The following is a 24,589-nucleotide window of genomic DNA, read 5'->3' as shown; positions in this document are numbered from 1 at the left end:
GTCTGACGCTCTAATGCCGCTTCAACTTCCGCCGTTCTCTCAGCGGTTTCGCGCAGCAAGCGGGCGTTTTCAATCGCGATACTGGCCTGATTGGCAAAGCCTTGCACAAGCTCAATGTTTGCAGCCGGCGGTGGATCCGTGTGCGGCCAGGCCATAATGACCGCCCCCAGGTGCGGCCGTCCACCTTGATCGGCACGCCTAACATGCGCCGCCATCCGGTGCGTTTTGCCAGATCCGACGCATAATACTCCGTGGGGTCTTCTGCGTCTTTGATGTGAACGATATCGCCTGTTTCAACAACGCGCGGGGACACATGGCCGCGCGTTTCTGTGAAGGGGTAGTCAGCCTTCAGGTTGGTCACTTCTTCGGGGGGAAACCCGTATTGCGCGCAGAAATGGTAGGCGGTGCCGTCAAACCGGTCGAGCACACAGAAACCCGCGCGACACAGCTGCGCTGACTTTTCGACGATCAGGTCGAACATCGGCTGCAAGTCTGTATTGCTTTCGTTGATCACGCTGAGGATTTCGGCGCTGGCCTGTTCGCGCACCAGCGCTTCTTCTACTTCGGTTGTGCGTGCTTGCACCTGCTCAAAAAGCTTGGCGTTCTTGATTGCGATTACCGCCTGATCGGCAAAGGTTTCCACCAGCTCAATCTGGCGCGCGGTGAAAGGACCAGCGGTTGGGCGCGCAAGATCTAGAACGCCAATCACCACATCGTCCAACACCAGGGGCACCGCGATGATTGAGCGCCATCCGCCCAGGTTTACCGACGGGGCCAGCGCATACTCTGGGTCATTCTGGATGTCCGGCACATGGATCGTTTTTCTGTCCAATGCAGCCCGTCCGGCAAGGTTTCCGCGGTCAATCGGGTTTGGGTTCGCTTCGTGCCAGGCCAGCATGTCAGGTGAGCAGCCATAGTTGGCGCCCATGTGCATCGCCCCATCGCGGTTTTCGAAAAGGATGCAGATCGACGCGTCGCACAAACGCGCAGCGGTATCGATCAAGGCCTGCAACACAGTTGGCAGATCAAAGGCATCCTGGCTGATCGTTTTCAGCACCTCTGCCGTTGCGGTTTGCTGTTCAAGCGCCTCTTGCGTTTCGGTGAACTGATGTGTGTTGTCGATCGCAATGACGGCGTGTTTGGCAAAACTCTCAATCAAGGCGATATCGGTTTTGGAAAATGGGCGCACCGCGCGTCGGCTGAGCGCAAGGGCCCCGATGGCCTGCCCATCCCGCATCAGAGGCACTGCCAGGCGTGAGCGAATGCCCTCGCCGTCGACCATGGCCACGGTTATAGGCTCCCCGTCTCGGTAGGCATCTGTGTCCGCCAAATCAGGCTTTTCAACAACCTTGCCGGTTCTGATCGCCTGGGCGGCGGAGTGTGGGCTGCTCAGCGGCCACTCATCGCCCGGTTTGCTCACCTGGTTTGCATGGCCCCAGTTCGCGGCAAGCTTGTACCTATCACCTGACGGCACGCGCAGCGCCAAGGCCGCTTGATCAGCGCCGCAGACCTTGGTGGCCTGTTTCAGAACCGTATCAAAAACAGCCGCAGCGTCATCGCGGCTTTGGCTGATGACGGACAGGATTTCCGATGTTGCAGCTTCACGCTCAAGCCGTTCTTGGACCGTGCGGAATTGCCGGGCGTTTTCGATGGCAATGACGGCCTGCGCGGCAAATGTCTCCACCAGTGCGATCTCATCAGGCTCAAACGGGCGCATCTGCTTGCGGTAAAGGCCAACCACGCCCACGGCGGTGCCATCGCTTGTCAGCAAAGGTACCGTCAGCATCGTGCGGATACCTTCATCGTCGGCGATTTTGCGGCGGTAATACTCTCCTGCGATATAGGCCTCAGTCAGGCGCAGGTCCGGTGAATGGATCACGCGTGCTTCGCGCACCGATTGTGCGATCTGCATGGGGCCGTCGATGGGCCAGACGTCTTCACCAAGATTATAGGTGGGCAATTCCATCCCGTTATGCGCGGCATATTCCAGATGAGCACCGTCCGCTGTGACCCGCGACAAGGTAACAAGATCCGTCTCGCACAGCTGCGCGACATTGCGCAGGATCACCTCGAAAACCGGTGCCTCATCGGTCCGAGAGGCGCTGATAACCTCAAGCACTTCGGCAGAGGCGCGTTCACGTTCCACCTGTTTTTGAACGGCCTGAAACTGGCGCTGGTTCTCAATCGCGATGACAGCCTGAAAGGCAAAGGCTTCGACCAGCGCAATCTCCGCCGCTGAAAACGGCGCGACACGGTCCCGGAAAAGCGCAATTGTACCGATCGCACCTTGTTGTCCCATCAAAGGCACAAAGAGAACGCTGCGGATCCCGCTGTCGTCCACCATGGAGCGTACGACGGGGCTGTTTTCCAGATAAAGCGTGCTTGTTGCCATGTCCTCAAAGGCGATCAACCGGGCCTCAACAATGGACCGGGCGGCATAGGACAGGGCAGGGTCCATCTTCATTTGCCCAGTCTCAAAAAGCTCAATCGCCCTTGGGAACATACCGATATGGGCATCCAGCGATTGTGTGTCATCTTGGGCCGTGGCAAGGATCAGTCCGGCCATCTGCGCGTTGCAAAGCGCAACGGCATTGGTCAAAATCGTTTCGAAAACAGGCCCGTCGTCCTGTCGTGACCGCCCAATCAGTTGCATCACCTCTGTGACAGCCGCCAGCTGTGCGGCCGCATCCGCAGGCTTGGCATTGTCAGGTTTTGCAGAAGTCGCTTTGGACGTCTTCAAGGCGTTTTTCTCTCAATCATCAAAAAGTTGTGGGTCTGAACCCGACCGCGCTAGGGGCGAAATTTATCAATATATACAAAGGTCATAATGCGCAGCTTGCCCCAGAAAGCAACTGGCGCGCGTAGAACGAAAGCGGTGATTTTCCGCATGTGGGGCATGCGACAGCGCAGGGTTTCCGTCTGTGATAAGTGGGTTTTCCTTGGTGGGGGCGGTTTGAGAACGCGTGCCGCGATCCAAAGGAAGTTGGACCGGCTGCTTGGCACCTATGCCTTCAGGCGCAGGTGTTCGGGATCATATTGATGTGCCGCGTGCCGCCGTGCAGGTCTGTTGGTGCCAAAACACGGCACCTCAGAGCAAAGACGAAACGATCGCAGTACACGCAAGAGTTGACTGATGGGGCAAGATTCTATTCAAACTAGATCCATTGTTAAGTGTGCAAGGATTTTTCAATGGGAAGTGAACAGCTGCCTGACTACTTGAAACAAGGTGAGGCAGCACGACTGTTCCCTGTGCTGTCGACCACATCAAAGGAAGGGCGAACTACCTCCATCGTTCTGGCCTGTCTATGCAAAATCGATGAGTTCGGTGCGCGGCTTTTGTCATCCGTTGGCCAAAGGATCGGTGCGCGCGCGAACGTCGATACGTATACTGAGGTGGTCTTTCACAAACAGAGTGCTGGGATCAAAGACCGGCCCGACGGATTGATTATCGTGCGCATCGGTAGCCGGGAATGGAGGGCGCTGGTAGAGGCCAAAGTCGGCAATAGTGAGCTGGATGCGGACCAAATTGAACGCTATCGGGCCTTGGCCAAGGAAAACGGCATTGATTGCGTCATCACTCTTTCAAATCAATTTGCGACGTCCCCTGATAGCCATCCGCTGGAACACGTCCGCAAGAGCCGTTCACGGGTGCCTGTTTATCATTGGTCCTGGATGCATATCCTCACCACAGCGGATCTATTGATCTCGGCTGAGCAGGTGGCCGATGTCGACCAGCTTGTTTTACTCAATGAATTGCGTAGGTTTCTGACGCATGAAAGTGCTGGCGTAAAAGGTTTTGACCGAATGCCCAAAGAGTGGACGGAGCTGAATAAGCTCGTCTCGTCTGGGGGTGCGATTCCAGCTAAATCATTGCCTGCACAAACCGTTCTTGAAGCTTGGCATCAAGAAACTCGCGACCTGTCGATGATCCTCAGCCGCATGACGGGCAATGTCGTGACGGAAAAATTGCCACGCAAACACGTTGGCGATCCGGCACAACGCCAGAAGGATGAACTGACGCAGTTACGCGACAGCCAATGTTTATCGTCCACTTTGTCGGTCCCAGATGCCGCAGCACCCATCAGTGTGACAGCGGACCTGGCGCGCCGCTCACTTGACGTTGGAATGACGCTCAAAGCGCCCGAAGATAAGAAATCAACAAAAGCGCGCGTCAACTGGCTTTTGCGTCAGGTGAAAGGAGACAATGTTGAAGGGCTGTTCATCCGTCTACTCTGGCCGGGGGCGAGCGAGCCGACCCAATATCCAGTTGCCGATTTAAGGACAGATCCTGAACTGGCGGCAGACGGCAAAGAGCACCTAACGCCACATAGCTTTCATATTTTCTTGTCAGAACGGCTCGGAGGTAAATTCACCCAGCAGGTCAACTTTGTCTCAGAACTCGAACGGATCGTACCAAAGTTTTACGGAGAAACAGGGGCGCAACTGGCCGCATGGGTCAAAAGGGCGCCACAAATCAAATCAGACCGGGCAAGTGGTCAGGATGTGTCGCCAAGCGCGCTGTCTGAGGATGCAGAAGAGTTTGGCAACTGAACTCTCTCCTATTTCGATCTGGAAAACAGCAAGTATCATCGCCTTGGATGTCCGCTGGCTGGAGATCACGCGCACTGCATAGCGGGCCAATAGAGAGCACACATGGTGCTCCTGCGTGACAGGTATGGTGAACGTCTTGGAGATGGCGAGAACTCTGTATCGGTGCCTGTACGGCTTTAGATTTCCGGCAGCGTGAACATTGCTGACGTCATCGCTATAGGGGTTCTGTGCTGCAAGCAGGGCAGATTCAAGCGCCATTCGCTTGCAACGCTCATGCGCAGGCGTGCCCTGCATTTCCTTCATTCAGCGGGGGGCAGATCACATGGACCTAAGCTGCGTCAGAATTCTGCACCGTGATCATCCCGGCGATGCCCACATTCCCTGCTTAAAGCTGGACCCGCCCGCTGATATGTTCTGACCATAGGCGTTTGCGCGTGATCTAGACGGAGCGCCTGAAGGCCTCAATGCTGGGTCCTAGGTCAAAGATCGTGCCCTCTGCCGTCTCAAGCGGAAGCGTTTTGACCAGTGCTTGATAGGTCGATTGAAGGCCTGCACCCAGATCGGTTTCACGCAAGCCGCGCCGCTCAATGGCCCAGGTGGCGACAATGGCTTCGAGGGCTGCGATCTTGAAACACGCCTCAATCTGACGGGCCAAATCAAAACAAGCATGAAGCGCGTGGCTTGATGTGTCCTCAACGCCATCGGCAACTTGCCCAACCGAATGCAACAGGGAGGGGGCTGCCCAAATCTTAACGGATGTCACCAGCGATGCTGTGATATGCCCAAGGTTGAAGAACTGAACACCCCCCATGGGTGAGTGCTCTTTGGCCAGACCGATCGGCAAGTCCGAGAATGCTGGCCATTGTTGTTTTTGCACGCGCTCTCCTGCGACATCAGCAGCTTTGCCCAGGGCCTGGCGCATCATGTCGATGGCCAAGGTCAGACGTGTGGCGTCCATGTTGCCATGGCTGAAAGCGCGGCCGTCTTGGACAAGCGGGTTCACGGCCGTGCTGTGCAATTCATCCGAAATCACGTTCTCTAGCCAGCGGCGGCATTCCTCGGCCGCGCCCAGAACCTGCGGGATGTTTCGAAAGCTCAAGGGATCCTGCAAAAACCTATTCGCGCCTGTCTGGTGCAGCGCGCTGCCTTCAAATAGCTCGGTGAGATGCGCGGCAAGCCGGTGCTGACCGCCCCGTTTGGTCGCATGGGCCACGGTAAGTGACATCGCATCAAGATTGGCACGCAGGCCCTCAAGTGACAGGGCCGCCGCTTGGGTGAGGGCGGTGATCAGTTTTGTGAGGTCCGCCAGACACAGGCATATCATCGCAAGACTGAAGGCGTTGCAATTGATAAGGCTGAGCGCATCCTTGGCAGCAGGCAGCCCTGCTTGCTTTGCGCGGGGGTCTGACAGCACCCAATGGGCCAGCTGCGCCAGTGGCACCAGATCGGATGCGCCAACCGATCCGCTGGCGTCGATCTGTGGCATCTCACTGGCATTTGCTTTGCAGGCGAGCAGTTCCAGAAGGGCGGGCGATATCCCTGTCAAGCCATGGCTATGTTCATGGAGCATCGTGATCAAGGTCGCGCGCACATGCGCAGGGTCTGCGCGGGGCCCCGGTATACGGGTGCCATGCGCCCGAATGAGCGCTTCATTATAGCGGGAGATATCGTCCGGAGCGACCGCATGGTCCTTTTGCGAGCCGACGCCGGTGTTGACGCCGTAAACAGGGGTTCCAGCGGATACAATGCCATCAATGGCGCGGCGCCCATCAGCAACGCGGTCCAGTACCTCTGGGGCAAGGGTGATCCGCCATTCGTTGCGCGCGGCTTGCGCGATATCAAATGGCGTCAGGGGCGCACCGCCGATGACCAGCTCTTTCATGTCAGAGGATCCCGGGCAGGTTTAAGTTGTTCTCTTTTGCGCAGTCCAGCGCGATGTCATAGCCCGCATCGGCGTGGCGCATGACGCCCGTTGCCGGGTCATTCCAAAGCACATTGGCGATGCGCCGGTCGGCATCCGAGCTGCCGTCACAGCAGATGACCATGCCGGAATGCTGGGAATACCCCATGCCAACCCCGCCGCCATGATGCAGGCTGACCCATGTCGCACCAGACGCAGTGTTCAAGAGCGCGTTCAGCAAAGGCCAGTCGCTCACCGCGTCTGAGCCGTCTTTCATGGCTTCGGTCTCGCGGTTGGGCGAGGCGACAGAGCCGCTGTCCAGATGGTCGCGACCAATCACGATGGGTGCACTCAATTCACCGGTGCGGACCATTTCGTTGAACGCCAGCCCCAGCTTGTGGCGCAGGCCCAGTCCCACCCAGCAGATCCGCGCGGGCAGCCCCTGAAAGGCAATGCGGTCCCGTGCCATATCAAGCCAGTTGTGCAGGTGATCATCCTTGATCAGCTCTTTGACCTTGGCGTCGGTCTTGTAGATATCCTCCGGGTCGCCCGACAGCGCGCACCACCGGAAGGGCCCGATCCCGCGACAAAAGAGCGGGCGAATATAGGCCGGGACAAACCCCGGAAAGGCAAAGGCGTTTTCAAGCCCCTCTTCCAGCGCGACTTGTCTGATGTTGTTGCCATAATCCAGTGTGGGCACGCCTGCATTCCAGTAATCGACCATAGCGGCCACATGGGTTTTCATTGAGGCGCGCGCCGCGGCCTCAACCGCTTTGGGGTCGCGGCTTTGCATATCGCGCCACTTGGCCACGCTCCAACCCTGGGGCAGATAGCCATGGATGGGGTCATGCGCGCTGGTCTGGTCGGTAACGATGTCCGGCCTGACGCCCCGGGCCAGCAGTTCGGGAAACACATCCGCCGCATTGCCGATCAGGGCCACGGATTTGGCTTCGCCTGCCGCGGTCCAGCGATCAATCATCGCAAGCGCGTCATCCAAGCTGTGGGTCTTTTCATCAACATAGCGTGTACGCAGCCGGAAGTCGGCGCGGGTTTCGTCGCATTCGACGGCCAGGCAACAGGCCCCGGCCATCACCGCAGCCAAAGGTTGCGCACCGCCCATGCCCCCAAGACCCCCTGTCAAAATCCAGCGCCCTGTCAGGTTGCCGTCATAATGCTGGCGTCCGGCCTCAACAAAGGTTTCATAGGTGCCCTGAACGATGCCCTGGGTGCCAATGTAGATCCACGACCCAGCGGTCATCTGACCGTACATCGCCAGCCCTTGTTTATCGAGTTCGTTGAAATGCTCCCATGTCGCCCAGTGGGGGACAAGGTTCGAATTGGCGATCAGGACACGCGGCGCATCGCGATGGGTCGGGAAGACGCCCACGGGCTTGCCGGATTGCACCAACAGGGTCTGGTCGTCCTCAAGGTCGCGCAGGGCACCCACGATCTTGTCAAACGCCTCCCAGTTCCGTGCGGCGCGTCCAATCCCACCGTAGACGACAAGCTCTTCGGGGTTCTCTGCGACGTCAGGGTGCAAGTTGTTCATCAGCATGCGCAAGGGCGCTTCGGTGAGCCAGCTCTTGGCGGTGATGTCGGTGCCGGTAGGCGGGATGACAACGCGGCTGTTATGTCCGGATTTCAACGTGACGTCTCCTTGTATGTAATCGTATTTTCGATGGGGGTGCCGGATTGGCCGATCCAGGACAGCCGTGGTGGATCTGCCGCCTCATCAAGTGTCACCTGATAGCAGGCTTGACCCGAGCCGGGCGGCCAGCTGGAACAATACTGGGTCGCGGTGACCCACCAGCGGCCAAGCGAAGGACGACCAGCGGTGATGTATTCGGTTTGACCTGAGGCAGAGAAGGTTTGTGTCGTATCTTCCCCAACACCAGAGGCCACAATGCGGGGCAGCAGTTCATTCAGCTCTGTGCCGGTGAGCACGCGCGGCTCGGCCGCTGCGCCAAAGGCCAAAAGACATGTCGCTATGGTGTATAACGCGCGTTTTCGTCGGGTTCCCATGCGTTGACCTCCTTTAGAACTGACTTCAAGACGTGGCGCAGTGCCAGGGCCTTCTCGGGATCAAATTCCCATGGGGGCGCTTCGCTGCGCAGGTATGTCGATTGCGCAATCTCCATCTGGAGGGCGTGAATGCCCTTGTCTGGTTGGCCGTAATGCCGGGTGGTCCAGCCGCCCTTGAACCGGCCATTCACCACCGAGGTGAACCCCCGGGCCTGCGTACAGACCTGCGACACCCGTTCTGTGAGGGACGGCGCACAGGCAGCACCATCAAAGGTGCCAATGTTCAAATCAGGCAGAATGCCATCAAACAGGCGCGGGATCTGCGCCCGGATCGAATGGCAATCGTAAAGGACCGCAAACCCGTATTTTTCGCGGATACGTTCAAGCTGCTCCTTCAACGCCATATGATAAGCGTCATGACACATCGCCAAACGACGCATTCTTTCTGTAGGTGACGTGGGGGTTTTTCGGATGGGGTGGCCATCAAAGTCGGTTTGAGGGATCAGATCGGTCGTGGCCTGGCCAGGGTAAAGGCTTTCCCCATTCGGGGCGCGATTGGCGTCTATGGCATAGCGGTGAAAGTTCGCATGCACCTGCGTGGCCAGTGGCAACAGGCCTTCGTAGAGCTTCGGCAGATGCCAATCGGTATCGGCAAGCAGGCGGCCTTGCGCATTCAAATCATCGGCCGTCGTGTCCGGCATGTGCGTGCTGGAATGGGGGAACGCCAGAACGACCGGCAGCGTGCCGGGAATGACTTTCACGGGGGTCAAAGGAACATCTCCAATGCGCTTTCCAGATCGCCCGATACTGCGCCGGAGCGGACCAGTTCTGCGGCGGCAGCAAGATCATCGGCCAGGTAGCGATCCTGGTGCAAAGCGGGCACTTTCGCCCGAATGGCATGCATCACGGTTTGCAAAGGCAGCGAGGTCTTTAATGGGGCGCGGGCTTCAATGCCTTGCGCCGCGCAGATGGCTTCAATGCCGACGATCTGCGCCAGATTTTTCGTCATCCGTCCAAGTCTGAGCGCGCCATGAGCAGCCATAGAGACATGGTCTTCCTGATTGGCAGAGGTTGGCGTCGAATCCGTCGAGCAGGGGTTCGCCAGATGTTTGTTTTCACTCATCAACGCGGCAGAGGTGACTTCGGCGATCATGAGCCCGGAATTCAAACCCGGATCGGGCGACAGGAACGGCGGCAGGTCATGGCTCAGCGTCGGGTCAACGATCAGCGCAATGCGGCGCTGAGAAATCGCGCCCAGCTCGGCGATCGCCAGCGCGATTTGATCGGCGGCAAAGGCCACGGGTTCGGCGTGAAAATTGCCGCCCGACACGATGTGCCCGCTTTCCAGGACCAACGGATTGTCTGTGACGGCGTTGGCTTCGATCTGCAACGTGCGCGCGGCAAAACGGATAAGGTCAACGGCGGCCCCGGCCACCTGGGGCTGGCAGCGGATGCAATAGGGGTCTTGTACCCGGCTGTCTCCGGTGGTGTGGCTGTCGCGGATCTGTGATCCTTCCATCAGCCCAGACAGCAGGCGCGCCACCTCGATCTGCCCCGGTTGGCCCCGCAAGCGGTGGATTTCGGGGTGCAACGGCGCGTCAGACCCCATAATCGCATCCGTGGACAGGGCCGATACAACGATATTGGCGCGCGCCGCCTCCCAAGCCTCAAACAGAGCAGCCAGCGCGCAAGCGGTCGAGAATTGCGTGCCGTTGATCAGTGCCAGCCCTTCCTTCGGACCAAGCGCGATTGGCTCCAGCCCCGCCTCGGCCAGCGCTTGCGCGCCGGGCATGGGGGCGTTGTCATGTACCTGCGCGGCACCCTCTCCGATCATGACAGCGGCCATATGAGCAAGGGGGGCCAGATCCCCCGAGGCGCCGACCGACCCTTGGGAGGGGATAACTGGCGTGACGCCTCTCTCCAGCATCGCCTCAATCAGAGCGACGGTTTGCGGCTGGACGCCGGACGCGCCGCGCCCCAGCGAACACAGTTTTAGGACCATCATCAGCCGCGTGATCGGTTTGGGCAGCGGGTCGCCCACACCGCAGCAATGGGACAGGATCAGATTGCGTTGCAGGGTGGCGGTGTCGCTGGCGTCGATGCGAATATGGGCAAGCTTTCCAAAGCCCGTGTTCACCCCGTAGACCGGTGCGCCTGCGGCGACGGCTTGGGCCACGCGCGCGGCGGATCGGGCGATGTCGGCATGACAGTCGGTGTTCAGGCGGGCGGGCACGCCCACGCGCCAGAGCGTTTCCAATTGCGCCAATGTGACCGCGCCAGGTGTGAGAACTGTCATCGAAACTCTCCCCGGAACATGCAGGCATAAAGCGGGTTGCACCCAATGCGGTAGGACAATTCAGCCGGTGTTTGCACGTCCCACACGGCCAAATCGGCCCTCTGCCCCGGGGCGATCCGCCCGCGATCCGTCACACCAAGCGCTTGGGCTGCGTTGACCGTGACACCGCGCAGCGCCTCTTCGGGCGTCATGCGAAACAGGGTGCAGCCCATGTTCATCGCCAGCAGCAGGGATGTCATCGGGGACGAGCCCGGATTGGCGTCCGTCGCCAGAGCCATCGGGACGCCCTCTGACCGGAGCGCCGTAATCGGCGGGCACTGCGTTTCGCGTAAGGTGTAGAAGGCCCCGGGCAAGAGGACAGCAACACTGCCCGCAGCAGCCATCGCCCGCGCGTCATCTGCGGTGGCAAATTCGAGATGATCGACCGACGCGGCACCATGCGTTGCCGCAAAAGCAGTGCCGCCTTGATGGGACAATTGCTCAGCATGGAGTTTGACCGGCAACCCCAACGCTTTGGCCCGTGCGAACAGCGGCGCAAGCTCCTGCGTGTTGAAGGCGATCCCTTCGCAGAACCCGTCCACGGCGTCGACCAGACCCTCGGCGTGGGCCGCGTTGAGCGTGGGCAGGCAAACCTCGGCGATATAGGCGCATGCGCGCCCTGCATACTCGGGGGGCACCGCATGGGCGCCCAGAAAGGTCGTGACAACATCCACGGGCCGCAAGCGGGCGATCTGCCGGGCGGCGCGCAGCATGTTTAGCTCGGCCTCCTGGTTCAGCCCGTAGCCTGACTTGATCTCAATAGTGGTCACGCCCTCGGCCAAAAGCGCATCCACCCGAGGCAAAGCGGCTTTCACCAGATCATCAAGACCCGCCGCCCGCGTCGCCTTGACCGTTGCGGCAATGCCGCCGCCGCGCCGGGCGATTTCAGCATAGTCCACGCCGGTCAGCCGCTGTTCGAATTCAGCCGCGCGGTGGCCTGCATGCACAATATGAGTGTGGCAATCGATCAGGGCGGGGGTCACCAGCCGACCGGCCAGATCCCGGTAGGGCAGGGATGCATAGCGCGCCGGCAGCTCCGCTGCAGGGCCGACCCAAGCGATCTGGTCGCCCTGGACCGCCAGGGCGGCGCCCGCAATCAGACCATATCCGCTTGTCCCAGCACATGTCGCAATCGTGGCATTTACGAGAATCATCTTGTACCCTGTGACAGTTTTAATTTTAATAAGTACATACATAACGATGCGTCAAGAGGTGCGTTGGCCCATGAAGATTTTTGCGAAAACCGCATTGCTGCCCGGAGGGTGGACCGAGGATGTCTTGGTTGACATGCAGGCCACAGGGCGGATTGGCGCGGTCACGTCGGGGCAGGGTCCTGTGCCTGATGCGCAGACGGTCGATGTTTTGCTGCCCGCACCTACGAATGCGCATTCCCATGGCTTTCAACGCGCCATGGCTGGCTTGACCGAGCGGCGCGGTCCCTCTGGCACGGACAGTTTTTGGACCTGGCGGCAGCTGATGTACCGGTTTTTGGACCAGCTGACGCCTGAAGACATTCAGGCCATCACGGCGCTGGTGCAGATGGAAATGCTGGAAGCGGGATATTCCAGCAGTGTTGAATTTCATTATCTGCATCACCAGACCGGCGGTGTGCCCTATGACAACCCGGCAGAGCTGTCGGCGCGCATTGTGGCTGCGGCGGCGCAATCCGGAATTGGCCTGACGCTGTTGCCGGTGATGTATCGCTATGGCGGATGTGATCAGCGGCCGCTGGGGCCGGGGCAGATCCGGTTTGGCAACAGCCTTGAGCAGATGAACGCGGTGTTGGAAGGCGCGCGGCACGCCCTTGCAGCATTGCCGCCCGATGCGGTGCTGGGCCTCGCCCCCCATTCCTTGCGTGCAGTCAGCCGCACCGATCTGGGGCACTTGCCCGCACTTTTACCGGAGGGCCCCTTGCATATGCATCTGGCCGAGCAGCAGGCTGAAGTCGATGTGGTGATGGCGCATTGGGGTGCCCGACCTGTCGCATGGGCGCTGGATAATATGGATCTGAGTGCGCGCTGGTGCCTGATCCACTGCACGCAGATGACCCCCTATGAAACAGCAGCACTTGCCAGGACGGGCGCTGTCGCGGGCCTGTGCCCGATCACCGAAGCCAGCCTCGGCGACGGCATCTTTGACGGTGTCAGATGGCTCTCCGAAGGGGGGCGCTTGCGATCGGGTCCGACAGCAATATCCGCATTTCGCTCAGTGAGGAGCTTCGGATGCTAGATTATTCCCAACGTCTGCGCGACCACTCCCGCGCGGCGCTGGCGTCTGAGACATTATCGACCGGTCGGCGCATGTTTGAGGCGGCGCTGGCGGGCGGAGCCCGTGCGGCCCACCGGCAAAGCGGTGCCATCAAGGAAGGGCATTGGGCCGATTTGCTAGGGCTGGATGGCGATCACGTAGATCTTTGCGCCCGTAAGGGCGACGCGATCCTGGACAGTTTCGTGTTTGCGGGCGGCGATACAATGGTCAAGAATGTCTGGGCCGCCGGACGCCATCTGGTGGTGGATGGCAAACATGTCGCCCAAACGGCGATCAAGGCTGCCTATACCCAGACCCTGACCAAATTGACGGATACGCTTTAGCTCATGCCAAAAGAAACCCAGACCTGGCAATCCGTGCGGGACACGGTGCAGCGCCGCATTCAAGACCGGGTCTGGCCTGCCGGGGGGCTGATGCCGACCGAAGCAGAGCTGGCAAAAGAATTCGGTTGCGCACGGGTGACGGTTAACCGCGCGCTCCGCGATCTTGCTGATCAAGGCATCCTTGACCGGCGGCGCAGGGCCGGAACACGGGTGGCTGCATTCCCGGTGCGCCAGGTGAAATTCAGTATCCCGATTATCCGGATTGAGGTCGAAGGACTGGGCCAGGCCTACAGCCATGCTCTTTTGTCGCGCAGCATTTCCCCACCGCCGGGGCCGGTGCAGGCCGCACTTGGGCTTGGGCCTGGCAGGCCCGCGCTCCATCTGCGTGCGCTGCACCTTGCGGATGCGCAACCCTTTGTTCTGGAGGACCGCTGGATAAATCTTGACGCGGTCCCGCAGGCTGGCGAAGTGGACTTTGCGCAGGTCAATGCGAATGAGTGGCTTGTTGGTCAGGCGCCCTTTACACGTGGCGAGCTTGGATTTCGGGCCAGCGCACTGTCGGAAGATGAAGCAACCAGTCTGGGTGCAGAGGTCGGTGCCAGTGTGTTGAAGGTCGATCGGCAGACCTGGGATGGAACCACAGCTGTCACACGCGTGACCCTGACCTATGTGCCCGGTCATAGATTTAACAGCACGTTCTAGCCCCCGATCAGGGCGTGCAGGTAGTCTGGCACGGCATCCGGCGTCACGACCGCATCGCGGGCCAAACTGTCAAAGCGCTTGTTGACGTATTTCACGTCCTCATGCCCGGAATGTCACAGCTTTTGCTCCCAGCTCTACAACCAAGGTTGCCATGTTATCCGGCGTCCGTGCCGCAAGGACAAGGTCGTGATCGACACTGAGGTGGGCCGAAGCGGACATTGCCCGCATGCACCATGAGCGGCCGCTATGTGGGACAAAGCGTGAATTCGCTACGGCTGAACCAAAGTCGGCTTTTGTCTTATTGGCGCGAGACAGATTTCAGTCCAAGTAGTATCGCCGCACTGATCATGAATCCGCCGCCGATGCGCTCAACCCAGACCCGCGCGTCACCCTTGAACCTTTTGACAACCCAATTTGACCCAAGCCCGTAGGCAGACAGAAACATACCATCCATGATGATGTACGTCGCGGACAGTACCAGAAATTGAGGCCAGAATGGTGCTTCCGCGCTGATAAATTGCGGGAAAAGGGCCGCGAAAAAGACAACAGCTTTCGGGTTCGCGGCTGATGTAAGGAACCCTTGAAGCCAGAGGGTTCTCAGTGAAGCTCTTTCTTGTTTCCGTTGAGCAGAGGTTTCATCTGGTTTTGCGCGTCGGATCATCCGAACACCCAGCCAAAAAAGATACGCGACCCCCGCCCATTTTATGACTGTCAGCGCCGTGGCAGATGCCGCAATGATCGCGGCAAGACCGAGTCCGGCCGCTAGCATCTGCAAGGCGTTCGCGGAAAGGTCACCTACTGCGGTGGCAAGTGACCGGTTGAAACCGTGGACCCCGCTGTTTGTCAGCATCAGCAGCTGACTTGGCCCGGGAGTACTCATCAAAGCGAGAACAGTGAGTACATACAGCGTCCAGGTTTCAAACAGCATAAATCGGTTTCCTTATGGTGGCGTCACTATTGCCAAAAACAGAAAACTAAACAATTCCGAAAACCCTGAGCGAGTGCATTGCGGACGTTAGCTGCGATGCGGAAATCTCAAGGTTTGGGCTCTTTGCGGCCGAATGCGATCGCAGCGTCAGCTTTTCTCATGGGCATCAGACAGCGACCATCCGCTTGGACTGAACAATGAAACGATCAGCGCGGTGCTGATGAATGGGTTTGGAGGGAGGAACTGAGGGCGAAGCATGGCAAGAGTCCAACTTCCCGCAAAGACCCCGAAACATAGAGCCTGGAACAAAGGGCGGAATATCGGCCAGAAACGGCCTTTACTACCAAAGCAGGTCTGGGCAATCCGGGCGCGACTTGAACTCGCGGGTTACCTGCCTGATCTGGCTTTGTTCAATATCGCCATTGATAGTAGGTTGCGCGGCTGTGACCTCGTCGGATTGGCCGTGCCTGATCTAGTAAAAGATGACCGCGTACGGGAACGTTTTTCAGTGATCCAAAGCAAGACCAAGCGACCAGTCCGGTTTGAACTGACTGAAAACACGCGTGAAACCGTCTTGGCGTGGGTTAAGTCGCCTGAGATGTTTGCATGTCGGTTCATGTTCCCCAGTCGGTTCCACGACCGGCGGCATATCTCAACCCGCCAGTATGGACGCCTCGTTCGTGATTGGGTGACTGCGATCGGGCTAGAGCCAAGCGGATACGGTACACATTCACTTCGGCGGACAAAGGCAGCGGAGATCTTTCGAAAGACCGGCACTCTCCGTTCCGTCCAACTGCTGCTTGGTCACACGAAGGTCGACAGTACGGTGCGTTACCTTGGCGTTGAATTGGAAGATGCCCTGAGCACCGCTGAGCGCATCGATATTTGAGCCAACTTGGCGAACGGTCCTGCCGTTCACCATATCAAAGCGGGAGTCAGCACGTTACGCGCCGTTGGTCGGTGCTGAGCCCAAAGTGCCAAATGCTGCGCTCTTTCTTAGCGGCCGCAAAGCATAATAAGCCGACGTTGGTCACCGAAACTAATACTTAGTCCTGCCGTTCGGGCTCGGCTGCGGTCGCGACCTGCATTTCGGCAATTCGTCGCGGTGGCGTGACTGGCCGCCGAATGGATCTTCGGCACTGCGTTGCCAAACTGCCAAGACACTAAGTTTAACCGATGGACATATCTTTCAGCACGGCCAAAGCATCATTCTCCCGTCCATCCGGGACAAACAGATGATCATGAAAGAAACCGGAGACAGGGATCAGCCACAACTTGATCGCTGGTTCTGCCGCTGATGACAAAGGGATGGTAAACATCAGCGCAATTGAAAGTGCCAAAGTACGAAGCATGGGCGATCCTCACTCAAATAGCCCCGTCAGCGATAACCAGCGCATCACTTGGGTCAACGTTTTTGCTTGGTCTCGTATCAGTGTTGCTCCTAGCTTCAATCATAGGCCAAAGGGAACGTTCAGGGTTGCACAACTTCAGGACCGACCTTGGTGCATTCGCGGCAACAGCTCACTTTGTCCCGCATCACAGACCTTGGCTGAGTCCGCGGCGAACGGCGGCATCGAGCCCATTCTCACCGATGCTGCTCCGTACGTGAATGTCTGCAATTGATGGTCAATCAAGTCACTTCGGTCTAGCGTCCAGCTATGGCCAGCAGTTCTGACATTCATCGACCCGACAACGTGCCTTTGGGTGTGGCTACGATTGTTGGAACGGTGCTTGCGTTGTCACTGGGTGACGCCCTGATCAAGTCTCTTGGTGGGGACGGAGGTATGGGGCTGTGGCAGCTGTTCGCTGTTCGGTCAGCGCTTACTTTTCCGGTTCTTCTTGTCGGTGCGCTCGTTTTTCTTAACAGGACGCGCCTCGCCCCACAGTCGGTCGGGTGGATTGCAATTCGATCTCTTCTACTGACCGCCATGTGGATCGCCTATTATCTTGCATTGCCGCTTCTTCCGTTGGCTGTTGCGGCGGCGGCCTACTACACTTTACCACTTTTCATTGTAGCCTTTGCCGCGCTGTTTGGGGGCGAAACTGTCGGGCGGTCTCAATGGGTGGGCGTTGTACTTGGCTTTGTTGGGATACTGCTGGTCTTGCGCCCCGGTAGTGAAGCTTTTGTCTGGGCCGCATTGCTTCCGATCTTTTCGGCCATTCTCTATGCCTTGGCGATGATTTTGACCCGCACCAAGTGCCGCAATGAACATCCGGCCACGCTTGCATTGGGATTGAATGCAACCTTTGTCGTTGTTGGCATCACGGGGTTGCTGCTTGGCTGGAGGTTTTCCCTTGAAACGTCTGCGTTCCTGTCACCCGATTGGACGGTTATGGGACTGGACGAATGGCTAACCACAGCCATTCTTGCCAGTCTCATTCTAGTAGCCTCTGTTGGAACTGCTGTTGCCTATCAGGCGGCACCCGCTTCGACTGTTGGGACATTCGATTTTGCCTATGTTGGGTTTGCTCTAGTCTGGGGTGCATTGTTCTTTTCCGAAAGGCCCGACAACGTAGCACTGGCTGGCATCGCTCTCATCGTTGTTGCAGGCGTGATGGCTGTCCGTCGAGCTTGATTCTGGGACCGCAAGCGGACACTCGAATTGATAGAGGGAATGGCTGCAAAGTCCCGCGATTCGATCCTTGAGTGTTTCGTTCTCGCTGCGCTTTGTATGAATGGCTGATCTTCTCGCTGCGTTGCGACACCGAGTTCTTAGCCGTTACGGCATAATCCGCGCTGCGAGCGCACGCAGCGAAGAAGCTGTTGGTCTCCTGTGGGTTTGTTGCCGGCGTCCGCTGCGGGACGCACCAAGGGCTCCTAGCAGCCCAAAGCGGTCATGGTGCGGATTTGTAGGACTGGTCAAACCGGACCTTCGCGGAGGTGCAGTCGAGTGCCCGCTGCGCGGGCAAAGCTGTTGTTAGTGTTGTGCAGAGGAATGACTGCTTGCTTTCAAAAGAAGCCGGGCATCTTATATCGCAGTTGCGACTTGAAGCGCCGGACTATCCTTAAGCGTCTTCAAAACAAATTCAGATCGTACTTGTTCAATCTCTGGCTGGCGCAACAGCTTGTCGTGAATAAAGTGTGTGAACGCCTCAAGATCCTCCACTCGAACAGTCAAAATGTAGTCCGCGTCACCTGATATCGAAAATGCGGATTGTATTTCCTGCTGAGACCCAAACCATCTGGAGAGTTTTTCGTCCGATGTTTGGTCGTGATGCCGCATATTCAGCCGCACAATTGCGTGCAACTTCAGGCCGAGCGCGTTGGCGTTCAAACAAGCCCGATAGCACTCAATAACCCCTTTGGCTTCAAGAGCGGCACGCCTGCGCGAACACTGAGAGGCCGAGAGATGCACTATCTTAGCAAGATCAATATTCCCAAGTGATCCATCGCGCTGAAGTGCGTTCAAAATACGCACATCGTAAGAATCAAGAGGCTTTGGGGTCATACGTCACACCGAATTGCACTTTTCGTGCAGGATTATGCGATTTTGCGCATGAGAACGCAAACTGGGTCATAATAGTCCAATCGAATGCGCACTTCGTGAGGTGCTTCTCGCATAGCTTCTTACCACGCAGCGTAAGGAGCAGAGCGATGCAAGCCATGAAAACGAAACTGTTTGAAGGACTTTCAAGCTGTCTGATCGACAATGGCGTCGATACGCTTTTCGGGCTGATTGGAGATGCCAATCTATTCATGGCGGACAGCTATCGCCAACAAACCGGCACACGTTTTGTTCCCGCGGTTCACGAAGGCAGTGCAGTGCTTATGGCGCATGGGTATGCTCGGGTGACAGGCAAGGTTGGTGTGGCGACAGTGACCCATGGTCCGGCGGTCACCAATTGCACGACAGCACTAACAGACGCTGCACGCGCAAAAGTTGGCCTTGTGCTGATGGCGGGAGATACACCTGGCGAAGACCCTAACCATCTTCAAAACACCGATCAGCGTGCTGTCGCAACGCTGTGCGGGGCAGGTTTTGAACAGATGCGGTCAGCGGCAACTGCGCTGGAAGACCTAGCACGCGCGCTTTACCGTGCGCGCGCTGAGCGTCGCCCGATCCTGTTCAACATGCCTGTAGAACTCATGTGGCAAGAGGTTGATTACAAGAAGACCATCCATCCTGTTTTTGAGACGCCTGCCTATGTCCCAGAGGGCGACGTGCTAGATGAAGCGATCGGAATGATCGCTTCTGCCAAGCGGCCCCTGCTTCTGGCAGGTGGCGGCGCTATTGACGCAGGCACCGCTTTGAAGCGGCTTGCGGATCGATTGGAAGCGCCATTGGCCACCACACTAAAAGCGAAAGGGCTCTTTGCCGAGCATCCGTATTGCATTGATCTTTGCGGCACGCTGAGCACTCCCGCGGGCTATGACGCCATAGACAAGGCAGATTGCATTGTTGCATTCGGCGCAAGCCTGACCGACTGGACCACAGATCATGGCAAACTGTTCAAGAATAAGCGCATCGTTCAGATTGACACGGATGCATCCGCAGTTGGCAAAACCGTCCATCCAAACGCCGCTCTGATTGCAGATGCCGCACTAACGGCAGACAATATTCTATATTGGCTTAATGAGGCAGAAATCGCGCCAAGCGGCTTCACGCGAGCCTTAGACTCAACCAATTTGCGCAAGCACAACGCACAGCACAGTAAAACGCGACCAGAGAACACCATAAACTACGTTGAGACCCTCGAATGGCTCAACGAAAGGCTTCCAAAGGACCGTATCCTTGTTACCGATGGCGGCCGCTTCATGACCGAGGTTTGGTGCCGCGTTAACGTGGAAAAGCCCCGAGATTTTTTGGACACAACCAATTTTGGCTCGATTGGATTGGGACTTCAGGCAGCTATCGGTGCCAGCGCCGCAACGCCAGACAGACCTACTGTGATTTTTACCGGGGACGGCGGCTTTATGATGGGCGGTCTCACCGAGCTAAACACTGCCGTGCGTTTGAACTTGGATTTAGTCGTTGTCATTTGCAATGATGCAGCCTACGGCGCGGAACATATTCAACTGCTCGATAATAAGATGGATCCGATTGCAAGCACGTTTGATTGGCCCTCTTTTGCAAGCGTTGCCCAGAGTTTGGGCGCACAAGGCTTGGATCTGAAAACACCCGATGATTTAGCTGCAGTAGACCAGGCCATCGAAAAACGATCCGGCCCATTGGTCATCGACATGCATCTAGATCCGTTCGATGTTCCAAGAATGCGCGTTTAGCAGCGTATAGGTGTCATTCGTCCGATTTGCAGCTTTAGGCAGTCTAGGCTCACCGCTGGCGTTCGCTGCACACTTTTTGATCGCCCGCTTTCGGTCGAACCGGTCAGAATGCCCAATTAGGTTGTTTGGCGCTGTGTGGACTTACCCGACATCGAGACCCGCGCTTTGAAGGTCCAGCTTCGCAGAAAGTGAAGCACCACTACCCCAGAGCGATCATGATCGTGGCTTTGTAGATGCTTTCACCCATATTTACTTTGGAAAGGCCGGTGACTTCTTCGTCCATAAATAGCATGGAACCCTCTTGCAGGCTGGCAATCAAGACCGCGCGTTTTTGAGCTTCTTGAGCGCCTATCTTGGAGTTGGCGGCGGCGATCATGCCTGCCATTTTGTCGATATAGTACTTGTGGCACTCGTTCAGGGTCTTGCGCACCAATGGATCGGTCAGCGCCATGGACCAAAGATGTATCTCTAATCGCGCCTCGTCTGCTTCCGTATCGCCCAAGCCGCTCAAAGCGCGGGCTGCGCTCTTTAGTTGTTGCACGGGGTCGTTCCCCGCAGAGGCGACAGCGGCTTCTATTTCGACAAGATAGGTATCCATGACAGCGTTTAGGACTGCGGTCATCAGTGCGGCTTTGTTGGGAAAGTGATACTGCAGCGAGGCCAGTTTCATCCCAACGACTTTTGCGACCTCACGCAGAGAAAACCCCGTCTCGCCTTGCTCCTCGAGCAATGCAGCTGCTGCCAAGACGATTTCCGACTTGCGTGCCACTGGTTTGGTATCCTGTTTCATTGAATCAATGTATAGGGTTGCAACCTGTCATATGACAGGTGTGAAACTTCCGACGTACCCCGCCACGGCAGAACTAACCCACAACGGACCTCATGATGAAGCGCAGATCGTTCCTCAGCACCTCAGTCTCCGTATTGGTTGGTGGTTTCGTCCCCCTCGCTTCGGCAGCACAAGGCAACCGCGCCCCTACAGGATATATCCGCACAAATTGGAGCCGCGACCCTTTCAGCCTTGGCTCTTATTCATACGTGGCTAAAGGGGCAAGACGGCGCGACCATGCTACGTTGGGCGAGCCCGTCGCAGACCGGCTCTTTTTTGCAGGCGAAGCCACGCATCCTGACTACAACAGCACAGTCCACGCGGCCTATGAATCGGGGGTGATCGCGGCAGAAGCCATCTATGACAGAACCGACGCTGAGTCGGTGGCCGTTATTGGTGCCGGGGTTAGCGGTCTCGCCGCAGCGCTTTGGCTCTCGGAAGAGGGCTATGACGTAACCGTGCTTGAAGCCCGCAACCGCGTTGGGGGACGCGTTTGGACGGATCGCCGCCTTGGTCTACCGCTTGACCTTGGCGCCAGCTGGATCCATGGCACCGACGGTAATCCGCTGACAGAACTTGCCGAGGCGCAGGGGGTGCTTACCGTGGCCACCGACGATAGCTACATCGCCCGCGGTAAAGATGGTCGAGAGATGCCAGACGCGGAAACCCCGGACTGGCTGGAAAATGTTCTGTCGGTGCAGCACACTTTTGGCGCTGATACGCAGGACATTAACGCACGTGCCTATTGGTTGGATTCTGACTATGGCGGTGAAGAGGTTATTTTTCCCGGCGGCTATGACCAGCTGTTCTCCGGGATCTCCGCTTCCTTCGACATCCGGCTTGGTCATGTCTTGAAGCGGGTCAAAGTCGACGAGGAAGGCGTCCATCTGCGCGACAGTCAGGGTCGAGAGGCCTCGTTCGACGCAGTGATCCTGACAGTGCCGCTAGGGGTACTAAAGCAAGGCAGCATCAGCTTTTCTCCGCAGCTGCCAAGGCGGAAACAGGACGCGATTGCGCGATTGGAAATGGGCACCTTGGACAAGGTGTATCTGCGTTACAGCGACGTCTTCTGGGACGAAGATATCACATGGATCGCCACCCCAGAGAATGGCCTGCCCCCAGGACAGTTCAATCAATGGCTCAACCTCTATCGATATACGGGCCAGCCTGTGATCATGGCTTTCAATGGGGCGCAACCCGCGCGGGACCTGGCGGGAGTGTCAGATGACGAGGTCGTAAACAGAGCACATCAGACCCTCACGAGGGCATATCCGTAGTTTGCAGGGCCGACATACGAACAGTTTGCAGCAATTGTTGATTTGGGCTCTTTGCGGCCATTAGATCGACGGCAGCATGTAAACGACACTGAATTGTGGGCATCGTCATGGACGGCCCAAAGCTGCCTTTGATCGACCTTGTTGCGCCGCAATGCAGAAACTCACAATGCGGACATTGGCACCGAAGCCAATTCAAACAACGATTGCTACACCGTTCTCTCCTCAGCCATCGCTTCTCGGATCATTCCCGCTTGGCGCTTTGCATCAAGGCGAACAAAGTCCATTAGTGCCTCCGCTTCGGGTGCGCGGAACCGCGACGAAGAATAGGCCAGATGGATCACAAAGCTCTCGTCAGACAAGAAGGGCCGCCAGGCGACGGTGTCGTCGTTACATTCCAAAGCCGACATGAGATCAACGAGTGCACAGCCCCGGCACGCCACTGCAATCTGGGCGGCGGTTTGGGTGACGTAGGTCTCAACAACGTTCTTTGGACGCGCCTTGGATTGAAAGGCTCGCTCCATGCCAACCGTCCAATTGTCGAAAGTCCGAAGGCGGACAAGCGTCTGGCCTTCAAGATCGCTCCAACTGACTTCTTGCTTGCTCTCTAGTCCGGTTTCTTTGGGAAACAGGCAGACAATGGGAATGCGTAGCAACTCCTCGATCTTGACCTGAGGATAGTCATGTGCGGCAAGAACAATCCCGAAGTCTAAGCGGTCGGCGGCAACCCATTCGAGGATTTGCCTTGAACTGCGCACGGGCATGGAGATCGAGCCGACTTGATGCACCTTCAGGAATTGTGCCGGGATATCTGGCATCCAGCGGTAAGATGCCATGGGCAAGGTGCCGAAATCGATCTGGCCCGTGAATTTGTTCTCCAACCCGTCGACAAACCGTTCCAGATGCTCGACGCCGTGATAGACCCGCGCCACTTCGGAATAGAATGCTTCGGCGATGGGGGTCGGTTTCAAACGGTTCCTGCGCCGCTCGAACAGCTTCAGGCCTGTTTGATGTTCCAGCGCGCTCAGATGCTCGCTTATCGTGGGCTGGGAAATGTTAAGACGTTCAGACGCCGCCGTGGTTGTGTGGCATTCCATGAAGGCTTTGAAGATCTCGATTTGGCGCAGGTTCAGGTTTCTTTGCATGTTCTCAGTATAGGATTCCTTGGGTCCTAGCCGCAACTTTCCAATTTGTTCCGATAGCATTGCAGCGCTTAGGCTTGAACAAGACAAAACAGGGAGACCGTCATGAACTTTTTTCCAAGATAGCCTGCGGGCTAGCCGCCACGGTGGCACTCGCCTCGACTGCGTTTGCGCAGGACCGATGGGACATGCCCGTGTCTTACCCCGCGAAACTCTATGTCATTCAAAACTACATCGAGTTTGCTGAGGCTGTAACTGAACGAGCCGATGGCAAGTTTGAAATTGTCGTGCATCCAGCGGGCACGCTGTTCAAAGGGGACGAGATCATCCGCGCCGTCCGTTCTGGCCAAGCACCCATTGGCGCACGCGGGCTGGCGCTGCATGCCAATGACGAACCGATGTGGGGCATGGAACAGGTGCCGTTCCTTGTCACCTCCGTTGACGAAGCGCGCCAGTTTTATGACGCCACTCGACCGATCCTTGATGAGACAATGAATTCTCGCGGGTTGACCATTCTCTACACTGCGATCTGGCCTCCACAGGGCATGTTCACCAAAGGAGCAGTGGAAACACCGGCTGATCTGGACGGGTTCAAGATGCGCACATTTGATGCGACAAGCTCGGAGATCGCGCAACTTGCCGGTATGACGCCGACCAAGATCGAGTTGACGGAACTGCCGCAAGCTCTGTCGACAGGTGTTGTGAACGGCACATTTGGGTCCGGTTCTGCCGGGATTTCCGCAAAGCTCTGGGACTACCTAGATCACTACTACACACTGAACACAGCGATCCCGAAGAGCTTTGTATTTGTGAACACCGAAGCCTGGAACGCGCTGGACCCTGAGATCCAGACCATCATCAGCGAAGAAGCCGCAGCCGCCGAAGCACGCGCCTGGGCCGCGATGGAGGATCAGACCAAAGGTCACGCCGCCACGCTGACCGAAAACGGGATCACAGTGTCTCCGCCCACGGATGCGATCAAGGCGCACTTCAAAGCCATTGGCGAAAAGATGACCGCCGACTGGATCGCCGCCAATGGAGAGCGTGGGCAAGCAATGCTTGACGCCTACAAGGGTTCCAACTGAACTTCG

General features: G+C 57.6%; 19 protein-coding genes and 1 pseudogene. 8 read left to right on the top strand and 12 right to left on the bottom strand.

Features of this window, described 5'->3' with window-relative positions; translation table 11 throughout:
• Positions 1-10: 10 nt before the first annotated feature.
• Positions 11-2,740: a GAF domain-containing protein gene (locus tag ACZ1HM_RS15355; protein ID WP_472743545.1), complete on the bottom strand. Its 2,730-nt coding sequence runs from the start codon at positions 2,738-2,740 to the stop codon at positions 11-13.
• Between the two features lie 449 nt (positions 2,741-3,189).
• Here ACZ1HM_RS15355 and ACZ1HM_RS15350 point away from each other — a divergent pair, with 449 nt between their 5' ends.
• The gene (locus ACZ1HM_RS15350; protein WP_472743544.1) at positions 3,190-4,551 is read left to right on the top strand and encodes a hypothetical protein; all 1,362 of its coding nucleotides are present in this window, start codon (positions 3,190-3,192) and stop codon (positions 4,549-4,551) included.
• A gap of 439 nt (positions 4,552-4,990) precedes the next feature.
• Here ACZ1HM_RS15350 and ACZ1HM_RS15345 read toward each other — a convergent pair whose 3' ends face one another.
• Genes ACZ1HM_RS15345 through hutI form a run of 6 tightly spaced genes read right to left on the bottom strand, consistent with a single transcriptional unit; the run spans position 4,991 to position 11,962 of the window.
• Positions 4,991-6,433, bottom strand: a complete 1,443-nt coding sequence (locus ACZ1HM_RS15345; protein ID WP_472743543.1) for an aromatic amino acid lyase — start codon at positions 6,431-6,433, stop codon at positions 4,991-4,993.
• 1 nt (position 6,434) lies between these two features.
• Positions 6,435-8,096, bottom strand: a complete 1,662-nt coding sequence (gene hutU, locus ACZ1HM_RS15340; protein ID WP_472743542.1) for a urocanate hydratase — start codon at positions 8,094-8,096, stop codon at positions 6,435-6,437.
• The gene (locus tag ACZ1HM_RS15335; protein ID WP_472743541.1) at positions 8,093-8,473 is read right to left on the bottom strand and encodes a hypothetical protein; all 381 of its coding nucleotides are present in this window, start codon (positions 8,471-8,473) and stop codon (positions 8,093-8,095) included. The genes hutU and ACZ1HM_RS15335 overlap by 4 nt, the downstream gene beginning before the upstream one ends.
• Positions 8,437-9,234, bottom strand: coding sequence for an N-formylglutamate deformylase (hutG, locus tag ACZ1HM_RS15330; RefSeq protein ID WP_472744635.1), 798 nt, complete (start codon positions 9,232-9,234; stop codon positions 8,437-8,439). The genes ACZ1HM_RS15335 and hutG overlap by 37 nt, the downstream gene beginning before the upstream one ends.
• Positions 9,235-9,239: 5 nt before the next feature.
• Positions 9,240-10,769 carry a histidine ammonia-lyase gene (gene hutH, locus ACZ1HM_RS15325; RefSeq protein WP_472743540.1) on the bottom strand — a complete coding sequence of 510 codons (1,530 nt, stop codon included), beginning with the start codon at positions 10,767-10,769 and terminating at the stop codon, positions 9,240-9,242.
• On the bottom strand, positions 10,766-11,962 hold the full coding sequence (hutI, locus tag ACZ1HM_RS15320) for an imidazolonepropionase (RefSeq protein ID WP_472743539.1): 1,197 nt from the start codon (positions 11,960-11,962) through the stop codon (positions 10,766-10,768). Before hutI ends, hutH begins: the two co-directional genes overlap by 4 nt.
• A 70-nt stretch (positions 11,963-12,032) precedes the next feature.
• On the opposite strand from hutI, the pseudogene ACZ1HM_RS15315 reads away from it, so the two are divergent.
• Together ACZ1HM_RS15315 and ACZ1HM_RS15310 are read left to right on the top strand one after the other, a co-directional pair.
• Positions 12,033-13,399 (top strand): annotated as a pseudogene (locus ACZ1HM_RS15315) (formimidoylglutamate deiminase).
• Positions 13,400-13,402: 3 nt separating this feature from the next.
• The gene (locus ACZ1HM_RS15310) at positions 13,403-14,101 is read left to right on the top strand and encodes a GntR family transcriptional regulator (RefSeq protein ID WP_472743538.1); all 699 of its coding nucleotides are present in this window, start codon (positions 13,403-13,405) and stop codon (positions 14,099-14,101) included.
• 298 nt (positions 14,102-14,399) lie between these two features.
• Here the strand turns inward: ACZ1HM_RS15310 and ACZ1HM_RS15305 are convergent, their stop codons facing one another.
• The gene (locus ACZ1HM_RS15305) at positions 14,400-15,029 is read right to left on the bottom strand and encodes a LysE family translocator (protein ID WP_472743537.1); all 630 of its coding nucleotides are present in this window, start codon (positions 15,027-15,029) and stop codon (positions 14,400-14,402) included.
• Between the two features lie 256 nt (positions 15,030-15,285).
• On the opposite strand from ACZ1HM_RS15305, the gene ACZ1HM_RS15300 reads away from it, so the two are divergent.
• On the top strand, positions 15,286-15,918 hold the full coding sequence (locus tag ACZ1HM_RS15300; protein WP_472743536.1) for a tyrosine-type recombinase/integrase: 633 nt from the start codon (positions 15,286-15,288) through the stop codon (positions 15,916-15,918).
• A gap of 280 nt (positions 15,919-16,198) precedes the next feature.
• Here ACZ1HM_RS15300 and ACZ1HM_RS15295 read toward each other — a convergent pair whose 3' ends face one another.
• Complete coding sequence (locus ACZ1HM_RS15295) at positions 16,199-16,381, bottom strand: hypothetical protein (protein WP_472743535.1); 183 nt, start codon at positions 16,379-16,381, stop codon at positions 16,199-16,201.
• 306 nt (positions 16,382-16,687) lie between these two features.
• Between ACZ1HM_RS15295 and ACZ1HM_RS15290 the strand changes: the two genes are divergently transcribed.
• Positions 16,688-17,605, top strand: a complete 918-nt coding sequence (locus tag ACZ1HM_RS15290) for a DMT family transporter (RefSeq protein WP_472743534.1) — start codon at positions 16,688-16,690, stop codon at positions 17,603-17,605.
• Between the two features lie 393 nt (positions 17,606-17,998).
• Here the strand turns inward: ACZ1HM_RS15290 and ACZ1HM_RS15285 are convergent, their stop codons facing one another.
• Positions 17,999-18,478 carry an Lrp/AsnC family transcriptional regulator gene (locus ACZ1HM_RS15285; RefSeq protein ID WP_472743533.1) on the bottom strand — a complete coding sequence of 160 codons (480 nt, stop codon included), beginning with the start codon at positions 18,476-18,478 and terminating at the stop codon, positions 17,999-18,001.
• Positions 18,479-18,624: 146 nt separating this feature from the next.
• Here ACZ1HM_RS15285 and ACZ1HM_RS15280 point away from each other — a divergent pair, with 146 nt between their 5' ends.
• Entirely contained in the window at positions 18,625-20,253 is a 1,629-nt protein-coding gene (locus tag ACZ1HM_RS15280) for a thiamine pyrophosphate-binding protein (protein ID WP_472743532.1), read from the top strand.
• A gap of 199 nt (positions 20,254-20,452) precedes the next feature.
• Here ACZ1HM_RS15280 and ACZ1HM_RS15275 read toward each other — a convergent pair whose 3' ends face one another.
• The gene (locus tag ACZ1HM_RS15275) at positions 20,453-21,043 is read right to left on the bottom strand and encodes a TetR/AcrR family transcriptional regulator (protein ID WP_472743531.1); all 591 of its coding nucleotides are present in this window, start codon (positions 21,041-21,043) and stop codon (positions 20,453-20,455) included.
• Positions 21,044-21,138: 95 nt separating this feature from the next.
• Between ACZ1HM_RS15275 and ACZ1HM_RS15270 the strand changes: the two genes are divergently transcribed.
• Positions 21,139-22,359, top strand: coding sequence for a flavin monoamine oxidase family protein (locus tag ACZ1HM_RS15270; protein ID WP_472743530.1), 1,221 nt, complete (start codon positions 21,139-21,141; stop codon positions 22,357-22,359).
• A gap of 206 nt (positions 22,360-22,565) precedes the next feature.
• Here the strand turns inward: ACZ1HM_RS15270 and ACZ1HM_RS15265 are convergent, their stop codons facing one another.
• The gene (locus ACZ1HM_RS15265; protein WP_472743529.1) at positions 22,566-23,561 is read right to left on the bottom strand and encodes a LysR family transcriptional regulator; all 996 of its coding nucleotides are present in this window, start codon (positions 23,559-23,561) and stop codon (positions 22,566-22,568) included.
• Positions 23,562-23,686: 125 nt separating this feature from the next.
• On the opposite strand from ACZ1HM_RS15265, the gene ACZ1HM_RS15260 reads away from it, so the two are divergent.
• Positions 23,687-24,583: a TRAP transporter substrate-binding protein gene (locus ACZ1HM_RS15260; protein WP_472743528.1), complete on the top strand. Its 897-nt coding sequence runs from the start codon at positions 23,687-23,689 to the stop codon at positions 24,581-24,583.
• Positions 24,584-24,589: the final 6 nt, after the last annotated feature.

It is taken from the genome of Sulfitobacter sp. GN1-4 (genome assembly GCF_055693825.1).
Note: the sequence above shows the minus strand (reverse complement) of the source record. Positions and strands in the feature narration are given on the sequence as shown.

Excerpts from the sequence above, each read along its gene's own strand:
- ACZ1HM_RS15350 (WP_472743544.1), top strand. The coding sequence starts at position 3,190 with ATGGGAAGTGAACAGCTGCCTGACTACTTGAAACAAGGTGAGGCAGCA.
- ACZ1HM_RS15345 (WP_472743543.1), bottom strand. The coding sequence starts at position 6,433 with ATGAAAGAGCTGGTCATCGGCGGTGCGCCCCTGACGCCATTTGATATC.
- ACZ1HM_RS15335 (WP_472743541.1), bottom strand. The coding sequence starts at position 8,473 with ATGGGAACCCGACGAAAACGCGCGTTATACACCATAGCGACATGTCTT.
- hutH (WP_472743540.1), bottom strand. The coding sequence starts at position 10,769 with ATGACAGTTCTCACACCTGGCGCGGTCACATTGGCGCAATTGGAAACG.
- hutI (WP_472743539.1), bottom strand. The coding sequence starts at position 11,962 with ATGATTCTCGTAAATGCCACGATTGCGACATGTGCTGGGACAAGCGGA.
- ACZ1HM_RS15310 (WP_472743538.1), top strand. The coding sequence starts at position 13,403 with ATGCCAAAAGAAACCCAGACCTGGCAATCCGTGCGGGACACGGTGCAG.
- ACZ1HM_RS15305 (WP_472743537.1), bottom strand. The coding sequence starts at position 15,029 with ATGCTGTTTGAAACCTGGACGCTGTATGTACTCACTGTTCTCGCTTTG.
- ACZ1HM_RS15300 (WP_472743536.1), top strand. The coding sequence starts at position 15,286 with ATGGCAAGAGTCCAACTTCCCGCAAAGACCCCGAAACATAGAGCCTGG.
- ACZ1HM_RS15295 (WP_472743535.1), bottom strand. The coding sequence starts at position 16,381 with ATGCTTCGTACTTTGGCACTTTCAATTGCGCTGATGTTTACCATCCCT.
- ACZ1HM_RS15290 (WP_472743534.1), top strand. The coding sequence starts at position 16,688 with ATGGCCAGCAGTTCTGACATTCATCGACCCGACAACGTGCCTTTGGGT.
- ACZ1HM_RS15285 (WP_472743533.1), bottom strand. The coding sequence starts at position 18,478 with ATGACCCCAAAGCCTCTTGATTCTTACGATGTGCGTATTTTGAACGCA.
- ACZ1HM_RS15280 (WP_472743532.1), top strand. The coding sequence starts at position 18,625 with ATGCAAGCCATGAAAACGAAACTGTTTGAAGGACTTTCAAGCTGTCTG.
- ACZ1HM_RS15275 (WP_472743531.1), bottom strand. The coding sequence starts at position 21,043 with ATGAAACAGGATACCAAACCAGTGGCACGCAAGTCGGAAATCGTCTTG.
- ACZ1HM_RS15270 (WP_472743530.1), top strand. The coding sequence starts at position 21,139 with ATGAAGCGCAGATCGTTCCTCAGCACCTCAGTCTCCGTATTGGTTGGT.
- ACZ1HM_RS15265 (WP_472743529.1), bottom strand. The coding sequence starts at position 23,561 with ATGCTATCGGAACAAATTGGAAAGTTGCGGCTAGGACCCAAGGAATCC.
- ACZ1HM_RS15260 (WP_472743528.1), top strand. The coding sequence starts at position 23,687 with ATGCCCGTGTCTTACCCCGCGAAACTCTATGTCATTCAAAACTACATC.